Annotated in this window: 21 protein-coding genes and 1 pseudogene; 10 read left to right on the forward strand and 12 right to left on the reverse strand. The window is 62.7% G+C overall.

Annotated features, from left to right (window positions below; translation table 11 throughout):
• Positions 1–5: 5 nt before the first annotated feature.
• Positions 6–911, reverse strand: a complete 906-nt coding sequence (locus M729_RS0115305) for a lytic transglycosylase domain-containing protein (RefSeq protein WP_027162099.1) — start codon at positions 909–911, stop codon at positions 6–8.
• A gap of 181 nt (positions 912–1,092) precedes the next feature.
• Here M729_RS0115305 and M729_RS0115310 point away from each other — a divergent pair, with 181 nt between their 5' ends.
• Complete coding sequence (locus M729_RS0115310) at positions 1,093–1,662, forward strand: methylated-DNA--[protein]-cysteine S-methyltransferase (RefSeq protein ID WP_027162100.1); 570 nt, start codon at positions 1,093–1,095, stop codon at positions 1,660–1,662.
• A 30-nt stretch (positions 1,663–1,692) separates the two neighbouring features.
• Here the strand turns inward: M729_RS0115310 and M729_RS0115315 are convergent, their stop codons facing one another.
• From M729_RS0115315 to M729_RS0115325, 3 genes are read right to left on the reverse strand one after another with little or no spacing between them, the layout of a single operon-like run.
• On the reverse strand, positions 1,693–2,181 hold the full coding sequence (locus M729_RS0115315; RefSeq protein WP_027162101.1) for a nuclear transport factor 2 family protein: 489 nt from the start codon (positions 2,179–2,181) through the stop codon (positions 1,693–1,695).
• Positions 2,182–2,207: 26 nt separating this feature from the next.
• Positions 2,208–2,597 (reverse strand): nuclear transport factor 2 family protein, encoded by a 390-nt coding sequence (locus M729_RS0115320; RefSeq protein ID WP_013530093.1) that lies wholly within the window; start codon positions 2,595–2,597, stop codon positions 2,208–2,210.
• Between the two features lies 1 nt (position 2,598).
• Positions 2,599–3,501 carry an MBL fold metallo-hydrolase gene (locus M729_RS0115325; RefSeq protein ID WP_027162102.1) on the reverse strand — a complete coding sequence of 301 codons (903 nt, stop codon included), beginning with the start codon at positions 3,499–3,501 and terminating at the stop codon, positions 2,599–2,601.
• Positions 3,502–3,650: 149 nt separating this feature from the next.
• Here M729_RS0115325 and M729_RS0115330 point away from each other — a divergent pair, with 149 nt between their 5' ends.
• A complete protein-coding gene (locus tag M729_RS0115330; RefSeq protein WP_024504141.1) occupies positions 3,651–4,541 on the forward strand; it encodes a LysR family transcriptional regulator in 891 nt (296 codons plus the stop codon).
• Positions 4,542–4,567: 26 nt separating this feature from the next.
• On the opposite strand, the gene M729_RS0115335 is transcribed toward M729_RS0115330, so the two are convergent.
• Complete coding sequence (locus M729_RS0115335) at positions 4,568–4,897, reverse strand: hypothetical protein (protein ID WP_027162103.1); 330 nt, start codon at positions 4,895–4,897, stop codon at positions 4,568–4,570.
• A 274-nt stretch (positions 4,898–5,171) separates the two neighbouring features.
• Here M729_RS0115335 and M729_RS0115345 point away from each other — a divergent pair, with 274 nt between their 5' ends.
• The 3 genes and pseudogenes from M729_RS0115345 (at position 5,172) to M729_RS1000000139275 (ending at position 6,106) form a co-directional block, all read left to right on the forward strand.
• Positions 5,172–5,384, forward strand: coding sequence for a cold-shock protein (locus tag M729_RS0115345; RefSeq protein WP_010910991.1), 213 nt, complete (start codon positions 5,172–5,174; stop codon positions 5,382–5,384).
• A 271-nt stretch (positions 5,385–5,655) separates the two neighbouring features.
• Positions 5,656–5,856 carry a hypothetical protein gene (locus tag M729_RS0115350; protein WP_013530089.1) on the forward strand — a complete coding sequence of 67 codons (201 nt, stop codon included), beginning with the start codon at positions 5,656–5,658 and terminating at the stop codon, positions 5,854–5,856.
• Positions 5,853–6,106: pseudogene (locus M729_RS1000000139275) on the forward strand (hypothetical protein). Before M729_RS0115350 ends, M729_RS1000000139275 begins: the two are co-directional and overlap by 4 nt.
• Before the next feature lie 22 nt (positions 6,107–6,128).
• Here M729_RS1000000139275 and M729_RS0115360 read toward each other — a convergent pair.
• From M729_RS0115360 to M729_RS0115370, 3 genes are all read right to left on the reverse strand, one after another.
• The gene (locus M729_RS0115360; protein WP_013530087.1) at positions 6,129–6,737 is read right to left on the reverse strand and encodes a glutathione S-transferase family protein; all 609 of its coding nucleotides are present in this window, start codon (positions 6,735–6,737) and stop codon (positions 6,129–6,131) included.
• A gap of 112 nt (positions 6,738–6,849) precedes the next feature.
• Positions 6,850–7,698, reverse strand: coding sequence for an EAL domain-containing protein (locus M729_RS0115365; protein ID WP_027162105.1), 849 nt, complete (start codon positions 7,696–7,698; stop codon positions 6,850–6,852).
• The gene (locus tag M729_RS0115370) at positions 7,695–8,588 is read right to left on the reverse strand and encodes an EAL domain-containing protein (RefSeq protein WP_013530085.1); all 894 of its coding nucleotides are present in this window, start codon (positions 8,586–8,588) and stop codon (positions 7,695–7,697) included. Before M729_RS0115370 ends, M729_RS0115365 begins: the two co-directional genes overlap by 4 nt.
• 207 nt (positions 8,589–8,795) lie before the next feature.
• On the opposite strand from M729_RS0115370, the gene M729_RS0115375 reads away from it, so the two are divergent.
• Positions 8,796–9,998 carry a pyridoxal phosphate-dependent aminotransferase gene (locus M729_RS0115375; RefSeq protein WP_027162106.1) on the forward strand — a complete coding sequence of 401 codons (1,203 nt, stop codon included), beginning with the start codon at positions 8,796–8,798 and terminating at the stop codon, positions 9,996–9,998.
• Positions 9,999–10,058: 60 nt separating this feature from the next.
• On the opposite strand, the gene M729_RS01000000135225 is transcribed toward M729_RS0115375, so the two are convergent.
• On the reverse strand, positions 10,059–11,576 hold the full coding sequence (locus tag M729_RS01000000135225) for an MFS transporter (RefSeq protein WP_084652649.1): 1,518 nt from the start codon (positions 11,574–11,576) through the stop codon (positions 10,059–10,061).
• 178 nt (positions 11,577–11,754) lie between these two features.
• Positions 11,755–12,150 (reverse strand): cupin domain-containing protein, encoded by a 396-nt coding sequence (locus M729_RS0115385; protein ID WP_027162107.1) that lies wholly within the window; start codon positions 12,148–12,150, stop codon positions 11,755–11,757.
• A gap of 310 nt (positions 12,151–12,460) precedes the next feature.
• On the opposite strand from M729_RS0115385, the gene M729_RS0115390 reads away from it, so the two are divergent.
• Together M729_RS0115390 and M729_RS0115395 are read left to right on the forward strand one after the other, a co-directional pair.
• Positions 12,461–14,512, forward strand: a complete 2,052-nt coding sequence (locus M729_RS0115390) for an elongation factor G (RefSeq protein WP_013530081.1) — start codon at positions 12,461–12,463, stop codon at positions 14,510–14,512.
• A 720-nt stretch (positions 14,513–15,232) separates the two neighbouring features.
• On the forward strand, positions 15,233–15,730 hold the full coding sequence (locus M729_RS0115395) for an isoprenylcysteine carboxylmethyltransferase family protein (RefSeq protein WP_027162108.1): 498 nt from the start codon (positions 15,233–15,235) through the stop codon (positions 15,728–15,730).
• Between the two features lie 66 nt (positions 15,731–15,796).
• On the opposite strand, the gene M729_RS0115400 is transcribed toward M729_RS0115395, so the two are convergent.
• Entirely contained in the window at positions 15,797–16,693 is an 897-nt protein-coding gene (locus M729_RS0115400; protein ID WP_013530079.1) for a LysR family transcriptional regulator, read from the reverse strand.
• Positions 16,694–16,772: 79 nt separating this feature from the next.
• Positions 16,773–17,747 carry a thioredoxin-disulfide reductase gene (trxB, locus tag M729_RS0115405; RefSeq protein WP_013530078.1) on the reverse strand — a complete coding sequence of 325 codons (975 nt, stop codon included), beginning with the start codon at positions 17,745–17,747 and terminating at the stop codon, positions 16,773–16,775.
• 249 nt (positions 17,748–17,996) lie between these two features.
• Between trxB and M729_RS0115410 the strand changes: the two genes are divergently transcribed.
• Together M729_RS0115410 and M729_RS0115415 are read left to right on the forward strand one after the other, a co-directional pair.
• The gene (locus tag M729_RS0115410) at positions 17,997–18,476 is read left to right on the forward strand and encodes an Lrp/AsnC family transcriptional regulator (protein WP_023809735.1); all 480 of its coding nucleotides are present in this window, start codon (positions 17,997–17,999) and stop codon (positions 18,474–18,476) included.
• A gap of 252 nt (positions 18,477–18,728) precedes the next feature.
• The gene (locus M729_RS0115415; protein ID WP_027162109.1) at positions 18,729–19,523 is read left to right on the forward strand and encodes a glycosyltransferase family 2 protein; all 795 of its coding nucleotides are present in this window, start codon (positions 18,729–18,731) and stop codon (positions 19,521–19,523) included.
• Positions 19,524–19,526: the final 3 nt, after the last annotated feature.

Here is a 19,526-nt window from a genome sequence, read left to right on the forward strand (position 1 = left end):
CGCACTCAGGCGTCGGGTTGCAGGCGACGGCGCTGGCGGTCGCGGCCAAGGCCGGTCGCCTCGAGCAGGCCCTTGCGCTTGGCGTCGTAATAATAGCCGGTCTGATAGAGCCAGTCGGCCTTCTTGGCGTTGCCCCCGGCCACCAGCCAGGCGCCGCGCAGATATTTGACCGCGTATTTTAGATTGGTTTCGGCGTCGAACAGGCCCTTGGCCGGTCCGTCATAGCCCATGCCGCGTGCCGTCGCGTGCTTGATCTGCATCAGTCCCCAATGGCCGTTGTTGTAGGCTTTCGGGTTGAAGGTGCTCTCGCGGTTGACGACATGGCGCACCAGATCCACCGGCACCTGATAGATCGCCGCATATTTCTCGATCAGCCGCTCGACATCGCCACGCACGCCCGTCGCGTGTTCTTCTTGCACGGGCCCTGCCGGAAACTGGACCAGGGCCGCCGGGTTCTGCGGCACGACATAGGCGACCTGCTGGACGCCGGGCATGCGGTCGCCCTTGGCGGTTGCCGGCACGATCAGCCCCGCGGTCGTATAAGTCTCGGCCGCCTTGACCGGTTCGTTCGCATTTGCCGGCGGCGGCGCCTGCCAGGCATTGGCGGTCATCACCGCGGGCACGGCTGGTGCCGCCGGTGTCGATCCGGCAAAAGCGGCGGTCGCCGCAGCCGGCTGTGCGGCGGAATCGGGCGGCAGCTCGGCCGTCTGAACGGGGGCGATCCCCGATGATTCCGGCAGCACCGAAACCGTCTCCGGCAGAGGCACGGTGAAGCCGGCATCAGCGCCGGCGGCGGTCGCTGTTTCGGTGAGAGCAGGCGCGGACTTCATCTGCGAGGTCGACGTGCAGCCGCTGATGCCGGCGGCGGCCAGGATCACGCCGATCGCGATAAGGTTGAGTTTTGCTGGCAAGCCGCGCTCGGGTCCGGTTTGTCGGGTTGTTAAGAAATCCCTTACACCAGCGATTCAGGCCGGGCAATCGGGGCGATCAGGTGGTTTTCGGGTGGCGAGACGCGGGCGGCGATGCCATATTGTTCCGGATATGTACTGGGACGAATCCCGGATTTCGCCACTTTGCGGGAAGGAACGCATCATGGTCACGACAGCTTCGATCACGGCCGGCCACGCAGTGTTAGAAACAGTGATCGGCTTCATGGGCATTGCCTGGAGCGAAAAGGGCCTGATCCGGCTCTGCCTGCCCGAACGCAACCGCGAAGCGGTGGAACGGCGCCTGCTGCGCCATGGCGGCGTTTCCAGCGCCACGGCGCAGCCGCCATGGGTCGTCGAGCTGATCGCAGCGATCAAGGCCTATGCGGCGGGCGAGGATGTCGATTTCTCCGCCGTACCGGTCGATCTCGACGGCGTCGACGATTTCCGCCTCGCCATTTACGACGCGGCGCGAAAACTCTCCTTCGGCGAAACCACCACCTATGGCGAGTTGGCCAAGACCGCCGGCCATGCCGGGCTCGCCCGCGAAACCGGGGCCGCCCTTGGAGCCAATCCGGTGCCGCTGGTCATCCCTTGCCATCGCATCCTTGCCGCCGGCGGCAAGATCGGCGGCTTCTCGGCGCCGGGCGGCTCGGTCACCAAGGAGAGGATGCTGGCCATGGAAGGCGTGCGCGTCGGCCCGCCGCCGCCGGCGCAGGTATCGTTCGGGTTTTGAGCGGCGGCCGGCGCTGGCAGAAGGCCTGGATCAGTACATCGGTCGCTTATTGACCGGGTTGGCGGGCACCGGCTGCATCACGTCCCAATGCTCGGCGATCTTGCCGTTTTCAACGCGAAAAATGTCCACGATGACGGTCTCCGGCATGTTGCCTGCCCTCGGTTGAACGACCTGGGTCATGACGAGGTCGCCTTCGGCGATCACCCGCTTGAAGTCGACTTTTTGTTTTGGCCAATTGGCGACACCCATGCTTTCGAGAAGCTTTTTGACCGAGTCTCGGCCATCCGTCATCGTCGGGTTATGCTGAATGTAAGCCTCGGCCCAATAGCGGTCCAGCGCGGTAAGGTCATGGTCGCCGAACAGCGCCTGATAGGCTTTCAGGACAAGCGTCCTGTTTTTTTGAGTCAATTCATGCTGTTGCAGCACCTGCTTGACCGGCTTGGTGTTTCCCGCATGCGCCGCGGCGGTGAGCGCCGCGACCACGAAAGCGGCCGCCGCGAAGGATTTAAGTTGCAGCACGGATGTCTCCCTCGGTTGCTTCGGTGTCAGGCCAGTGCGCGCGCAACGAGCACCGTATCGACATACTGCCGCATGCGGATGATCTTGCCGTCCCGCAGCTCGTAGAGATGAGCGAAGGGGGCAGTCATGGATTTTCCCGTCGCCTTGTATGTACCGGAATACACGCCGAAGGCCGCCACCCGGTCGCCATCGGCAATGAAGCTGTGCACGTCGGCGTGGTATCCGATCCACTCCGAGCCGAGCCGCTTGAAGACCCCCTGCATCAGGGCCTCGATGCCGACATAGGTGCCGGCATAGGGGAATCCTTCCGCCTCGGTCCATTCGATGTCGGCGGAAAGAACGGCCAGCAGATTGCGGCCGTTCTCCTCGGAAGTTCCCTCGTAGGTTCCACGGATCAAATCGAGGTTCGTCGCCATGTCAGCCCCACTTCATCTCGCCCTTGGCGACCTTGGATCCGACATCGAGGGCGACGCCCATACCGAGGCCGGGGAAGCGGGTCTCCATGGCGGCCTTCAACGCGGCGCTGTCTGCCGCCTTGTCCAGTTCTTCCTCGAAGGTGAGGAGATAGGACTTGGTGAACTCCACCGCCGAAGGACCGATCGCGGCATCGGGGGCCATGTGGCCGGGCACCACGACAGCGGGCTTGCGGGCGGCAATCGCGTCCAGCGTCTTGATCCAGGCGGCGCGGCTTTCCCTGGTCTGCGTGTCGGCGGTCCAGACGTGAACGCCCGAGAAGATCATCACCCCGCCGAAAACGGCATTGAGCGACGGCACGAACAGATAGCGGCGGTTGGCCAATCCTTCTTCCGCATTGACGATCTCTACAGTCTCGCCATCGACCGTCAGCGTTGCGCCGTCGACTGCCTCGGGGAGGACGATGTCGGAAAGCGCCTGCGGGCCATTTTCCTTCAGTTGCGGACTCCAGACGGCGAGCTTCTTCTCCACATTGCCCTTGATGGCTTCCAGCGTGGCGGAGGCAGCGATGACTTTTGCCTCCGGGAAGGCGTCCCGCACCGGCTTCAGGCCGAAGTAGTAATCGGGATCAGACTGAGTGACATAGATGGTGGTCAGCTTCTTGCCGGTGGCCTTGATGGCACCGGCGAGCGCCCTGCCGTCCGGATAGGTGAAGCCGCCGTCGATCAACAGGGCCTCGCTCGGCCCCGACAGCAGCACCGGCGCACGGAAGAAACCGTTTGGACCCGCCGGGAAGTGTTTCCAGCCAAGCTTGGCGCCGGCGGCCTGGCCGCTGTCGATGGGCGCGAAAACGGCGGTTGCGCCGAGGACCAATGAGGTCTTCATGATCTGTCTCCTCGTGAACATGGAATATCTCCGTTGAATGAAAGGGGATCGGGTGCGGCTACGGGCCCGCAGGGCGGACGGTAGACGGCACGGTAAGCCCTCTGGATTAATCAATAAATTGGCCGTAATAATACAAGCTGTATGTTGAAAGCTTACAATGAGCCTTCGTGGTGGAATCGATAAACCTCAATCGCCTCGCCTATTTTGCCACCGTGGTCGACGCAGGTTCCTTTACCCGCGCGGCCGAGCGGCTTGGCATCACGAAAACAGTCGTCAGCCAACAAGTCGCTCGCCTCGAGGCTGAGCTGCGGACCACGCTTCTCGTGCGCACGACGCGAAGGGTCGAGCCGACGGAAGCAGGCCGTCTTCTGCATGCACGCTGCGTTCTGATCCTGCGGGATGTCGAAGAAGCGGTCGCCGAGGTTGGCGAGGCCAACGCCGAGGTGGCCGGTGTGCTGCGTGTTTCCGCGTCCAATGACTATGGCGCGATCGTGCTGGCCCCGATCGCCGCCCGCTTTCGCCAGAGATTTCCGGCCTGCGGCGTCGAACTGGTCATTTCCGATGCCATAATTGACTTGATCGGCAACAAGATCGACCTGTCCATCCGGGTTGGCTGGCTGGATGACTCCAGCCAGCAGGCGCGACGCATCGGCACCTTCCGGCAAATCCTGGTCGCGTCGCGGGATTTCGCGGCCGGGATCAGGGTGGACAAGCCGGAAGATCTTTCTTCCTTGCCGCTCGTTGCCAATGCCGTGCTTCGCAAGCCGTTCACCTGGAACTTCACCCGAGGCGATTCCGAGCCGCGCACCATCACCCTGCGCGAGGCGTTCTCCATCAACTCGACGCCCGCCGTACTGGAAGCGACGCTCGCCGGCGGCGGACTGGCAGTTCTGCCGGACTATCTGGTCGTCGACTATCTATCGCAGGGGCGCCTCGTCCACGTGCTCCCCGACTGGGCGCTGCCCTCCGGCGGCATTCACGTGGTCTATCCGGCGGCGCGCTTTCGCCCGCAAAAGGTGACGCAATTCGTATCCATGCTCACGGAGCATATCCGGGATTGAGAGCAATGGCTGCCGGTCGACAAGCGCTAGTTGTTATGGAAGAACCGCCGGCGGAAATGCCGGTCGTTGTCCGGCCGCTTGCAGTTGTAGACCGGGCAGGACTTTGTGTCGGCGCTCGGCACGTAGGCTCGTGTCCTCACCTCGCCCATGCTGCAGAATCGCTGGCTCTGCACATAGCGGTCGTAGAGCGGCAGTCCCGGCACCCGCTTCGACTGGTAGCGCAGGATGACCGCCCCCTGCCGGGCGATCGTCGCCTGAACCTTGCCGCAGCTCATACGCGTCGGGTCGTAGCGCGAGATCGCCTGAGCCTGAGCGGCGACAAGCGTCAGGCAGGCGGCAAGCAGAATGGTTTTCATGGTCCTCTCCCTGATCCGCCGCCCAGGGACGTCGCGATCCGTCGTGACGCTCTCACGCGATTGGGGCGGCCATTGGGCAGCGCCCTGATCACGGCTTTCTCACACAGTCTTGTTTTTTGTGCGAAAGCAGCCTATATGCCTTCCATTGATATTTCGGCCGATCGATCCGGGCCTCGCGATAATCGCGTTTGCTGACGTCTATCTCCAAAATCTCGATGCACACCGGCTGGACCTCGGTCCGGTCAATCTAAAGCAAATGTGAAGGACTATCTAAATGGCAACTGGAACGGTCAAGTGGTTCAACGCCACCAAGGGCTTCGGCTTCATTCAGCCTGACGCGGGCGGCGCGGACGTATTCGTCCACATCTCCGCTGTCGAGCGTGCTGGACTGTCGACCCTGGTCGAAGGCCAGAAGATCAACTTCGAGATCGAGCAGGACCGCCGCACTGGCAAGTCGTCCGCTGGATCTCTGAGCAAGGCAGCCTGATTTTGCGATAGCGCGCGCCGGGCGAGAGTTCGGGGCGCGCGGCAAGTCACGGATGTACTGACAGTCGCGCGAGAAGCGCGCTGGAGCGGAAAGACCCGACAAGCTGGATCAGCAGATAGCTGCCAGCCCGGACCGGACGCTCCCGATCAGGCTACCAAGCATGGGAAGGCGGGATTTATCCCGCCTTTTTTGCTGTCTGGGTTAGGTGGCGCAGCCCGCACTATGGTTCCAACTTGTGGTACTTTTAGCCCAGTAGTGGTACCATTCGGCCATGACCAAACTTGAGCAGATCGAAAAATCCGTCGCCGAACTGAGCCCCGAGGAACTGAAGGCGTTTGCCGCCTGGTTCGAGGCGCTCCAGGCGGATATGTGGGACCGGCAGATGGAAGCCGACGCGAAGGCGGGCCGTTTGGACAGGCTTGCCGAACAGGCGCTGGCTGACCATCGCGCTGGTCGGACGCGGCCTCTGTGAACCACGTCGCCTCTCCATCGTTCTGGGAGGCTTATGAAAAACTGCCATCGTCAATCAGAGCAAAGGCGGACAGGCGTTTTGCCCGACTGCGTTCGATCCTTTTCATCCCTCACTGCATTTCAAACAGGTCGGTCGCTATTGGTCGGCGCGAGTTGACGAAAACTATCGGGCTGTTGCCATACGCAACAATGAAGATGTGATCTGGTTCTGGGTCGGCACCCACGCCGACTCCGATCATTTGTTGAAATAGCCCCTCCTTCAGGAGGAGAAGGCTACCCCACCCACTCGATCGGCACATGCCCCGGATCCGCTTCCACGCGGCCAAGCCATGCCGACACCGCCGGATAGGCGTCGAGCTGGAAACCGCCCTGCTCCGCCGTATGCGTATAGGCATAGAGCGCGATGTCGGCGACGCTGAGCGCGCTGCCGGCGAAGAAGGCATTGTTTTCCAGATGCCTGTTCATCACGCCGAGCGCCTTGTTGCCGCGCTCCAGCGTCACCGCCAGCCGCTCCGGGGTCGCATCCCCAGCACGTTCGGGAAAGGTCAGCAGCGCCTTGCGCACGGCGATGTAGGGCTCGTGGCTGTATTGTTCGAAGAACAGCCATTGATACGCGAGCCCACGCTCATACCTGTCCGCCGGCAGGAAGCGTGTGCCTTCGGCGAGATAGAGCAGGATGGCGTTGGATTCGGCCAGCCGCCGGCCATCGTCGAACTCGAGCAGCGGCACCATGGCGTTCGGGTTCTTGGCGACAAAGTCGGCTTTGCGTGTGTCGCCTGTGTGCGAACTCACCTCGACGTTGGTGAAGGCCAGGCCAAGCTTCGCCATCAGCAGGCGCGGCTTGTAACAATTGCCGCTGTCGATCATGCCGTAAAGTATCATGGCTGTTCCCCCGAGCACTCTCTCCGCGCGATTATCGCAGCGGCGGCGGACTCAACCAATGATTTGTTTTGTCGCGACGATCAGCGCCGCTGATGTGTGAATAGTGGCGCCCCTAGCCGAACAGCGGGACGACATTGCCGCCGGTACCCAGCAGCGTGTCGATGTTGAGTGGCTCTTCCTCGAAAACGGTCCCCGCCAAGGCTGGGCGGGCGAGGAGAAAACCCTGCAGCAGGTCGACGCCGCCCTCGAGCGCGACGCGCAGATGGGTGGGCTGCTCGATGCCTTCGACCAGCACCTTGGCGCCGCGGTCATGCAAGCTGGAAACCAGCGGGCGGAAGAACCGTTCAGCGGCAGCGTGGCGACAGAACTCCGCGAACCAGGTGCCATCGATCTTGACGATGTCGGGCTTGAGCAGGCTCACCCGCTCCTCGGTCGAGTGCCCGGTGCCGAAATCATCGATGGCGATGCGGATGCCGTCGCGCCGCATTTCGCGCACCAGCCGCGCGAGAAGCGCGTCGTCCGCCGCCTGTTCGGTGATTTCGCAGACCAGCATGGCCGGCGCCAGGCCGAACTCGCCGAGATGCCTGGTCATCAGGCGAATCTCGGCCAGTGCCCGCCCGGCATGGTCGTTGATCAACGGATTGTAGTTGAAGAACAGGTCGAGCCCGTCGACGCCGATATTGCGAAAATTCCTGAGATGCAGCGCCCGGCACATGGTTTCCACAAACAGCCGGTCCGAGACGGCAACGCTTTCGAAGAACATCTTTGGCGCGCCGGGGCGGCCCGCACGGTGCGGCTCGATCAGGGCTTCGGCCGCGACCGCGTGAAGGAACCGGCCGCGCGGCGCGAAAATCGGCTGATAGGCGCTGCGCAGCCGGAACTCGCCATACATGCCGTATTCGATGCCGACTTCGTCGACCCGGATCGCATCGCCGACATTGCGCCGCCGATCACCTCTCATGTCGCCACGCGGCGCCCAAAGGCCTTGACCGGCCGCGCCGAAGGCGTTGCCACGGCAGCAGCAGACGTGTCGACGGCAGCAGCGACAGGCGCCTGCCCGGCCTTGTCGAAGACGCCAAAGCTGGTCGGCGCCAATTCGGGTCGCGCCAGCACGAAACCCTGCACCATCGACGCACCCGATTTCTCGGCGAGCTCCAGTTGCCAGCCCTCCTCGATGCCTTCGAACACCGTATGGATGCCTTGCTCCTCGAAGTTCTTCACCATGGTGGTCAGCAACGCGAAGCCGGCGCCGGACTCCATCAGCTGCGTGATCCAGTAGGCATCGAACTTGACGATATCCGGCTTCAACTCCTTGACCCGGTTGATGTCGGAATCGTCGGCGCCATAGTCGTCGACGGCGATGCGGAAACCGTTGGCTCTCAGTGCCGCGACGAAGCCGTGCAAGGCTTCCTGCGACGCCGACCGCTGCTCGGTCACCTCGCAGACGACCCGACGCGGGTCAATGCCGGCCTCGTGCAGCACGAGCCGCATCTCGCGCAAGGCAGCGTCGGCAACAGTGCGTTCGGTGAACACCGACGGGTCGAAATTGACAAAGATCGACGCTTCCCGCGGCAGGCAGGCACCGGCGTTGAGAAGATGCAGCGTCCTGGTCAGCGCCTCGATATGCAGCCGGTCGGCGGCCGGACAGGTCGAGAAGAAATTCATCGGCGATTGTGGCTCGCCGTCGCGGAACGGTCGGATCAGCCCTTCGAACGCGACCACCGACAGCTTGCCTTCCTTGAAGGCGAAGATCGGCTGGAAAGCGCTTTGCAACGTGTAGATGCCCCAGACACCGGTGGAGGTGCCGTCGTCCTGACGGATGATGTGGGCAAGCCCGACGCTGCGCGACACGGTTCCTCGCTCCGCAATTGGTCTGCGATCCTGCCACTCAAGCCTCTACCGCTCGTTAATGAATTTATTGTTGCCGACCCCGGGTCCGATCACAGCTCCTTGAGATCTGGATCAGCCGACAATGCTTGCGTTGCGCGAAATCATGCGACATGAGAAGCGCCGCGGTCGCTCCTGGCCGCGCCGATCTTCCATGGAGACGTCAAGCTCATGGCCTTTCTTGCCGACACCCTTTCGCGCGTGAAGCCTTCCGCCACCATCGCGGTCACGCAGAAAGCGCGCGAGCTGAAAAATGCCGGCCGTGACATTATCGGCCTCGGCGCCGGCGAACCGGATTTCGACACGCCCGACAACATCAAGAATGCGGCAATCGAGGCGATCCGCCGCGGCGAAACCAAGTATCCGCCGGTTTCGGGCATCGTGCCGCTGCGCGAGGCGATCGCAAAAAAGTTCAAGCGCGAGAACAATCTCGACTACAAGCCCGAGCAGACCATCGTCGGTACGGGCGGCAAGCAGATCCTGTTCAACGCCTTCATGGCGACGCTGAACCCCGGCGACGAGGTCATCATTCCTCGCCCCTACTGGGTCAGCTACCCCGAGATGGTGGCGATCTGCGGCGGCACCTCCGTGTTTGCCGACACCTCGATCGACAACGGCTTCAAACTGACCGCTTCCGTGCTGGAAAAGGCGATCACGCCGAAGACCAAATGGCTGCTGATGAACTCGCCGTCGAACCCGTCGGGTGCCGCCTATACCGAGGCCGAACTGCGCGCTCTGGCCGACGTGCTGTTGAAGCATCCGCATGTCTGGACGCTGACCGACGACATGTACGAGCACCTGACCTATGGCGATTTCGTCTTCAGGACCATCGCCGAGGTCGAGCCTAAGCTCTACGAGCGCACGCTGACCATGAACGGCGTGTCGAAAGCCTATGCAATGACCGGCTGGCGCATCGGTTATGCGGCGGGCCCGGTCCAACTGATCAAGGCGATGGACATGATCCAGGGTCAGCAGACATCGGGCGCCTGCACCATCGCGCAATGGGCATCCGTCGAGGCGCTGAATGGCCCGCAGGATTTCATCGCCAAAAACAAGGCGATCTTTCAAGGCCGTCGCGACCTCGTCGTCTCGATGCTCAACCAGGCGCGCGGCATCACCTGTCCGTCGCCGGAAGGGGCCTTCTATGTCTATCCCTCCTGCGCCCAGTTGATCGGCAAGAAGACCAAGGCCGGCAAGCCGATCGACACCGACGAAACCTTCTGCTCGGAATTGCTCGAAGCCGAGGGCGTCGCGGTGGTGTTCGGCTCGGCCTTCGGCCTCGGCCCCAACTTCCGCATCTCCTACGCCACCTCGGAGACGCTTCTGGAGGAAGCCTGCACGCGCATCCAGCGCTTTACGGCTTCGCTGACCTGAGCGGCGCGCTTTGAACGCAGAACCCGGCTTCACTGCCGGGTTTTCAATGGGCCGTCAGCCTCACGCCTCGTGCTTGGTCTCTTTGGCCGAGCGCGCCTCGGCCGGCGCCAGCACGGCAACCAGCAGTGCGGCGGTGAGGAACGCGCCGATCGCTGCCGTCAGCATGGCGGCATTGAAGCCGCCGGCATAGGCGGCAGCATAGAGTTCATGCACGCCGCTTTCGCCCATCGCCGCATCGGTTGCGAAATCATGCCGCGAAATTGCAGCACGAGCGACCGCTTCCGCGTTGGCGACACCGGCATCGCCGAGATACCCGGTCAAAAGGTTGGTTGCCCGCATGCTCATCAAGGCGCCGAGCAAGGCGATGCCGATGGCAAGACCGCTCTGGCGGGTGGCATTGATGACCGCCGACACCATGCCCGAGCGTTCGCGCGGCGCATAGGACATGGCGGCAGCGCTGCCGGTCGGGATTGCAAGCGCATTGCCGAGGCCGCCGATGGCGAACAGAAGGCACAGCGTCGCGTAGGACGTCGAAGGACCGGTCCAGCACATGCCGAGCATGGACAGGCCGATAGCAACATAGCCGATGGTCATCAGCGCGGAGTGACCATAGCGCGCGCTCAGCCTGCCGATCCACGGCGACACCACGATCTGGACGATGAAGGCCGGCGCCATGCGCAGGCCGGTCTGCGTCGGCGACCAGCCCTGCACCTGCTGCAGGAACATCGAGAAGAAGAAGACGCTGGAATAGGAGGTGAAGCCGAGCGCGAACGAAGCGACATTGGCGACGGCAAAGCGGACGTCACGGAACAGGCCAAGCGGCAGCATCGGCCGTGCCGTGCGCGCCTCGAAGCCGAGGAAAGCAGCCAGGCCGACGACCCCTGCGATGAGCGCCGTGACCGTCCTTGGCTCGCCCCAACCATTCTCGCCGGCCGAGATCAGGCCAAAGGTCAGCGCCCCCAGCCACAGGATGCTGAGAGCCAGGCCGACGAGATCGAGATGGGCATGTTCGGGATGCGCCGTCTCGTTGATCGAAGCAGCACCGAGCGCGATCGTGATCAGACCAAGCGGCAGGTTGATCAGGAAGATGCTTTGCCAGCCGACGGTCTCGACCAGGATGCCACCGAGGACGGGACCAACGAGCAGAGAGATGGCGGCGAACGACGCCCAGCCGCCAATGACGCCGGCGCGCTGGCGCGCATCGGGAAAGGCTTGCGTCAGGATCGACAGCGCGCCTGGAATGAGCAGCGAGCCGGCGATGCCCTGTACGACCCGGCCAGCCAGCAGCACCGGCAAATTGGGCGCGACGGCGCAGATCAGCGAGCCGGCCACGAAGATGCCGACGCCGGCCAGCCATGAGCGCTTGCGGCCATAGCGGTCGCCGATCAGGCCGGACGACAGCATGAAGGCCGACAGGCACAGCGTGTAGGCGTCGACCACCCATTGCAGGCCGCCGAAATCGGTTTGCAACGCCTGCTGGATGGTCGGCAGCGCGACATTGACGATGCTGACGTCGAGCAGAGCCACGAACGAACCAAGATAGACAGCGGCGACCAGGGGCAAACGGTGCTTTGACATGGCTAGTCCGGACGTGAGTTTCGCAAATTACTGACCGACGGTCAGTTGAACGGGCGGCATGGCGCTGTCGATCCGGCGATTGAGTATGGCCTGCGCCATGGTACGGGACTCGCCGCGAATCGCCCTCTTCTAATAATATCGCGGCTGAATAGAAGCCGGGTTCCTGCGGACTGAGCATTCAGCCGTCATATTGTTCCGATGTCACCGCTTCCAGCCAGTCGGCATGGACATCGTCGAGCGCCTCCTGCATGGCGATATGCGTCATCGCCGATTTCGGCGCCGCGCCATGCCAGTGTTTTTCGCCAGGCGCGAACGAGATGACGTCGCCCGCCCTGATCTCCTGGACCGGGCCGCCCCACGTCTGGGCAAGCCCGGCGCCCACCGTCACGTAGAGCGTCTGGCCAAGCGGATGCGTATGCCAGTGGGTGCGCGCGCCCGGCTCGAAGCTGACCAGCGTGGCTCGCAGCCGCGCCGGCGCCTCTTTCTCGATGATCGGCGTCTGCAGCACCCGGCCGGTGAAGTATTTTTCCGGCGCGATGACGGTCGGCACGCTGCCGCAGGCAATGATCTTCATGGGTCGATGGTCCTTCAAAACAGCGGGCGACGGGTCGCCTGCTTCAGTTTCCGCCGATATCGGCCGACGTGCAACAGCTTCCGGCTGCCAGCCCCCTATATGGCCAGCACGGGTCCACGGCCGAGCAAAGGATTTCTATTTTCCTTGCCCTGCCGGCAAACAAGTGGGACGATGGCTTTGGGCAGGTGGACTTGAAAAGAACCCCGCCCGCGACGGTCGAACAGGCCGGCCGCCGCTCAGGACCGATTGACCACGCCTGAACCATGCATGCCAGTCGGTCCTACGGGAAACGCCTGAGTGGAGGTCAGTCATGGGTACTCGCGCCGGAGGACGACGCACGGGACCGAAATGCATTGCCATAGTCGGTCCCTTCGCAAGCGGTAAGACGACACTTCTCGAAGCCATATTGGCCCGTACGGGCTCAATTCCCCGACAAAATCCCGTTTCATCAGGCAACACCGTTTCAGATCATTCGCCCGAGGCGCGCGCCCACGCCATGAGCGTCGAGGCGACGATCGCCACCACCGAATTCATGGGCGAGCAGATCACCTTCGTCGACTGTCCCGGCTCCATCGAATTCTCTTTCGAAGCCGAACCGGTGCTGGCCGCCTGCGACCTCGCGGTGGTCGTGGCCGAGGCCGATGAAAAGAAGATCCCTGCCCTGCAACTGATCATGCGCAAGCTCGACGATCTTGGCGTGCCGCGCATCCTGTTTCTCAACAAGGTCGACAAGGCAATCACCGGCGTGCGAGACACGCTGAAGATGCTGCAGCCGGCCAGTGCCGTGCCATTGCTGCTGCGCCAGATTCCGCTGCGCAAGGACGGCGTCGTCATTGGTTCGATCGACCTGGCGCTGGAGCGCGCCTACATCTATCGCGAATATGCCGAAAGCGAGGTGGCGCAGATTCCCGGCGACGAGAAGGCGCGCGAGCTCGAAGCGCGTTTCTCGATGCTGGAGACGCTGGCCGACCATGATGACCAGTTGATGGAACAGCTGCTCGAGGAGATCGAACCGCCAAAGGACGCGATCTTCGACGATCTCGCCGCCGACCTGCGCGACGGCGCGGTGACCCCGGTGCTGATCGGCACCGCCGAGAAAGGCAACGGCGTGCTGCGTCTCCTGAAGGCGATCCGCCACGACGCGCCCGACATCGAGGCGACCCGCAAGCGGCTCGGTGCACCCGACGGCGCGGCTACCCTGGTCCAGGTGATGAAGACCATCCACACCTCGCATGGCGGCAAGCTGTCGGTGTCGCGCATCCTCTCCGGCCAGGTCGTCGACGGTTCCGAACTCTGGCTGCCCGGCGGCGACACGGCCAAGGTTTCCGGCATCTACCGGATGCTCGGCAAGGACCAGTCCAAGCTCTCCATCGCCAAGGCCGGCGATACGGTCGCGCTGGGCAAGCTGGACGAGGTCAAGACCGGCCAGACGTTGAGTTCGGCCAAGGGCGGCATCAAGCCGCTCGTCCAGTTCGAGCCGCCGCAGCCGGTCTTCGCCTTCGCGCTCCGTCCCAAGGAGCGCAAGGACGAAGTGAAGATGTCGGCTGCCATCCAGCGGCTGGCCGAGGAGGACCCCTCGCTCAGCCTGCGCCACAACCAGGACTCGGCTGAAACCGTGCTGTCGGGCCATGGCGAGATGCATCTGCGCGTGGTGCGCGAGCGGCTGGAAGGCAAGAACCAGATACCGGTCGAAGGCCATCCGCCGGCGGTGCCCTATCGCGAGACGATCCGCAAATCGGCGCAACAGCGCGGCCGTCACAAGAAACAGTCCGGCGGACATGGCCAGTTCGGTGACGTGGTGATCGAGATCAAGCCGCTGCCTCGCGGCTCCGGCTTCCAGTTCACCGACACCATCACCGGCGGCGTCGTGCCCAAGACCTACATCCAGTCGGTCGAGACCGGGGTGCGCGACTATCTGAAATCCGGACCGCTGGGCTTTCCGGTCGTGGATGTCGCAGTCAACCTGTCGGACGGCTCCTACCATGCGGTCGATTCCTCCGACATGGCCTTCCAGATGGCGGCCAGGCTGGCAATGAAGGAAGGCATGGCCGCGTGCTTGCCGGTGCTCCTGGAGCCTGTGATGAAGGTCGAGATCGTCACACCCTCCGACGCCACCTCGAAGATCATCGCTCTCATCCCGCAACGGCGCGGCCAGATACTCGGCTACGACGCGCGGCCTGGCTGGCCAGGATGGGATGTCGTCGAGGCAACCATGCCGCAAGCCGAGATCGGCGACCTTATCATCGAGTTGCGCTCGGCGACCGCGGGCGTTGCCAGCTACCGTGCCGTCTTCGACCACATGGCCGAACTCACCGGCCGTCTGGCCGACGAGGCGATGAACACCAACGGCAAGGCTGCCTGATGGCGTAGCGTTCCTCTCGAACTGCTTCGAGGGGACAAAAGAAAACGACGTCCGGCGGGGACCGGACGTCGTTTTGTTCGCGGACCGTTTCCTTGGGAGGTAAAACGGCAGGTCCGCCGCATTTGGTGCCGCCGAGTTCGGCGGAAAAAACGGTTCGGACGCGGTAGCCGCCTGAGCCCGGGCCGTACGAGTGATGCCCCCATCTCCCGTCCGAACCACACCGCGTCCTATGATCCACATAGCAGGTCGCGGGCGTCCGGGCTATGTTACCAGAGGTTACATGTCACCGTTACGTGGCAATTGTGATGGAATTTTTTGCCGGCCCAGCAGAGCACAGGCAACAAAAAAGCCGGATCAATGAAGATCCGGCTGAGTTTGATTGGAGTGCCTGTTAAGGCTAACCTCCAGAGGGGAACACTCGAGGGCGCTAATGGGAGGAGAACGCGCCCAGGAGATGATCTATATATGTGCTCATCATGCCCAAGAAACAAGCATCTATTTTGCAACACACGCATGCAAAAAGACGCAGGCTGTGGTCTAACCCATTCCAGAAGCCAATAGGACCAGCAGAATCGTCGAAATGGGCCGCCGAATCGGGCAATTGCAACTACAGAATCGCCGATCTCGGCTGGCTTTCGGCTCAAAATGCCCAAACCGGGCAATGATGTGGAAGCAGGCAGCAGGCGTGCATTTCTAAGGCAATCGGGGAGGAAGCAGCCAATGCGGACGTTTTCGGCGATCGCCGGCAGTGCGGCCTTCTTCATCGCGGCGCCCTGCGTGGTTGCCGGGCTGGTGCCCTGGCTGTTGACCGATCGCTGGGGCTTGCCGTGGTCTGGTCTGCCGGGCTTTGTCCCTGTCGGCGGGCTTCTGATCGCCGTCGCGATCGCAGCACTGCTGCATGCCTTCGGTCGATTCGCGCTTGAGGGCCTCGGCACGCCCGCTCCGGTCGCGCCAACCGAGAGGCTGGTGATCGGCGGCATCTACCGTCATGTCCGCAACCCGATGTATGTCGCCGTGCTGTCGATCATCCTCGGCCAGGCATTGCTGTTCTCGAGCTGGACGCTGGCCGCTTATGCGGTCATCGGCGCGATCGCCATGGGCTCTTTCGTGCGGTTCTACGAGGAGCCGACTTTGGCTCATCGGTACGGCGCCGAATACGACGCCTACCGCCGCAACGTACCCGGCTGGTTGCCTCGACTGTCGCCCTGGCGGGGGTAGGTGAAACCGGCAGCGCCGTCTCAGGGCATGTTGAGGCTCAGGTCGGGCCAGGCAATCGACATGTCCTTAGAATGACCAGCTTCTCGCCTTGGCGATGATAAAGTCCCGGAACACGTGCAGCTTGGCCTGGTTCTTCATCGCGTCCGGATAGGCAAAATAGGTGTCGAAAGACGGCACCTCGGTCTCCGGCAGCAGCTGCACGAGGTCGGAGTCCTTGCTGATCACATAGTCGGGCAGCATGGCGATACCGGCACCGCCCTGCACCGCCCGCTTGATCGACAATATGTCGTTGATCTGCAGCGTCGGCACCCTTTGCCCGCCTTCGAAATCACCGACCGTTTCCAGCCAGTTCAGCTCCGACAGATGCGACGGCACCGGCACGCCGAAGGTGACGATGCGATGGGCCTTCAGCTCGGCGACGGAAGACGGCCTGCCATGCTTGGCGACATAGGATGGGGCCGCGTAGAGGTGGAAATGCACGGTGAACAGGCGGCGCTGGATCAGGTCCGGCTGCTGCGGCTGGCGCAGCCGAATGGCGCAATCGGCCTGGCGCATGGTGAGATCGAGCTCCTCGTTGGCGAGGATCAACTGCAGGCTGATTTCAGGATAGAGTTCGATGAATTCCTGCACCCGCTCGGTTAGCCAGCCGGCGCCCAGCCCCACCGTCGTCGTTACCCGCAGCACGCCCGACGGGCGATCCTTGGTCTCGGTCAGCCGGGACTTGATGGTCTCCAGCTTCATCAGCACGTCATGCGCCGTGCGAAACAGCATCTCACCCTGCTCGGTCAACACCAGCCCGCGGGCGTGGCGGTTGAACAGCGGCACGCCGACATCATGCTCGAGCGCGCTGACCTGCCGCGAGATCGCCGATTGTGACAGATGCAATGTCTCGGCCGCATGGGTAAACGACCCCGCCTCCGCCGCAGCGTGAAACACGCGTAGCTTGTCCCAGTCCAACGCCATGATTCCCCTCGTTCTGTTTTGGCGTCTGAATGAAAAATCAGGCTTTTACACGGCGTTTCTAAGCCGCTCTCTGAACTCTCTACTCGGCCGCTTCGCGATGCACTTCGATGCCGGCCAGATACTTCTCCGCCTCGAGTGCGGCCATGCAGCCAAGCCCCGCTGCCGTCACCGCCTGGCGGTAGATATCGTCGGTCACATCGCCGGCCGCGAACACGCCCGGCACATCGGTGCGGGTCGAATCCGGCGCCGTCCACAGATAGCCGTTCGGCTTCTGCTTGAGCTTGCCGGCGAACAGTTCAACCGCCGGCGCATGGCCGATGGCCACGAACACGCCGTCGATCTTGAGGTGCGACACCTCGCCGGTCACCGCATGCTTGAGCTTCAGCCCTTCGACCGAGGGCGGCAGCGGCGTCTTGCCGGGCCGACCGGTGATCTCGTCGACGATCGTGTCCCAGATGACGCGGACATTGTCCTTCTTCAGAAGCCGCTCGCGCAGGATACGTTCGGCGCGAAAATCGCTGCGCCTGTGGATCACCGTCACGCTCTTGGCGAGATTGGACAGATAGAGCGCCTCTTCCACCGCCGAATTGCCGCCGCCGATCACCGCGACATCCTTGCCCCGGTAGAAGAAGCCGTCGCAGGTGGCGCAGGCCGAGACTCCAAAACCCATAAAATCCTGCTCGGTCGGGATGCCCAGCCATTTCGCTTGCGCGCCGGTGGCGATGATCAGCGCGTCGGCGGTGTAGGTGGTGCCGGAATCGCCCTTGGCACGGAACGGTCGCACGTTGAGGTCGACCTCGGTGATGATGTCGTTGATGATGTCGGTGCCGACATGCTCGGCCTGTTTCAGCATCTGCTCCATCAGCCACGGACCCTGGATCGGGTCGGCGAAGCCGGGATAGTTCTCGACATCGGTGGTGATCATCAACTGCCCGCCCTGCTGCAGGCCGGCGACCAGCATCGGCTTCAGCATGGCGCGGGCGGCGTAGACCGCCGCCGTATAGCCGGCCGGGCCGGAACCGATGATGAGAACGGGCGCGTGCTTGGTGGTCATCTAAAGCCTCTGCGGAGGGCTGCCGGCAATTGCGGCATGGAAAACTCGATCATTGTCGCGCGTAATGTAAGTGTTGCCCACGACGCCAGCAAGGCAAGTTGGAGTTCGTCCCCGGAAAGCTTTGTCACACCCTGTCGCCTGCGGATCCCGCGAAATATTCCGGGCGAAGGATGGAATGGACAGCGAAGTCGTTTAATTACAAAATCACGCAAGATTCTTGCGTATTGCCCCTCAGGATCGAGAGCCCCCATGCCGCTCAAGGCCGACCTCGACGCCATCGACTGGAAGATCCTGCGCGAATTGCAGGGCGACGGCCGCATGACCAATGTCGAACTGTCGAACCGCGTCGGCATTTCGGCACCGCCATGCCTGCGCCGCGTCAAGCGCCTGGAGGAAGCCGGCATCATCCGTGGCTACCGCGCTCTGCTCAACGCACCAGCGCTCGGCCTTGATGTCGTTGCCTTCTGCCTGGTCGGCCTGCATCATCAAGCCGATGCCGAGCTGCGCATCTTTGCCGAGCGCACCCGCGGCTGGCCGATCGTACGCGACGCCTGGATGGTGTCGGGCGAATCCGATTTCCTCCTGCATTGCGTGGCGAGCGACCTCGGCGCCTTCCAGACCTTCGTCATCGAGGAACTGACCTCGACCCCGAATGTCGACACGGTGCGCACAGCGCTCACCATCCGCCGGGTCAAGGACGAAGGCTTGGTCTCGTTCGCACAGCCTTGAGCCGGTGAACCGCAACCGGCTTTCGCCGATGCGGCTTGAACGCCTCGCCATATCAGCGCCGCTTTGGCGTTCGATAGGCACTTCTGTGAAGCCGGATGTCCTGCCGTAGCCGCCTTGCTGGTTTCCTAGAGCAATTCCAGAAAAAGTGTGTAACGGTTTTCCTGGGAAAAGCGCATAGCGCTTTCGGGATTGCATAATACAGGTGGCGCAGGGCAGCCCAATTCCGAGAACAGTGTGCCGTGGGGTGGGACGATGACTCGATTTTCTAGCCCGGTTTCGGCGCTGGTCATCTGTATGAACGAGGCCGACATGATCGGCGAATGCCTGGAGAGCGTCGACTTCTGCGCCGAGATCATCGTCGTCGATTCAGGCTCGACGGACAGCACTCTGGACGTCGTCAATGCGTTCATCGCCAAGGGCTACCCGATAAGGCTGTTTCACAATGATTGGCCGGGCTTTCCTCGTCAGCGGCAATTCGCGCTCGATCAGGCCACCCAACCGTGGTGCCTTTCGATTGAAGCCGACGAGGCCATCGATGACGTTCTCAGGCAGTCGATCACGAGTGTGACGCAGCTTGGGAACGATGCTTTCGACGGATGGTACATCAGGCGCCGCGACAAGCTGAAGGGTTATGGTTATGCGCACCGCTGGGTGCTTCACAACAGGCTGCTGCGTCTTTTCCGGCGCGACAAGGCGACCATGGACCTCAATCTGCGGGTCCATGAGTCGTTCGAGGTGCCGGGCGAAACCGGCACCATAGAAAATGGCGTGCTGCTGCATCGCCGCGAAATGACTATTGCCGAGGATCTGGCGAGAGCCAACACCTACTCCAGCCTCAAGGTCGCCACGCTGGTCGAACGAGCCAAGAAGCCTGGCCTGATAAGACTGGTGCTGTCGCCGCTTGGCAACTTCCTGAAGTTTTACCTGGCCAAGCGCTACTTCCTGTGCGGCCGGCACGGGTTCGTCTATTCGATGCTGGTGATGGTGTATTCGTTCGCCACCGAGGCCAAGCTCTATGAAGCCTGGCGGGACAACGATCGGGTATAAACC

This window comes from Mesorhizobium sp. WSM1293, assembly GCF_000513875.1.
Classification (GTDB): domain Bacteria; phylum Pseudomonadota; class Alphaproteobacteria; order Rhizobiales; family Rhizobiaceae; genus Mesorhizobium; species Mesorhizobium ciceri.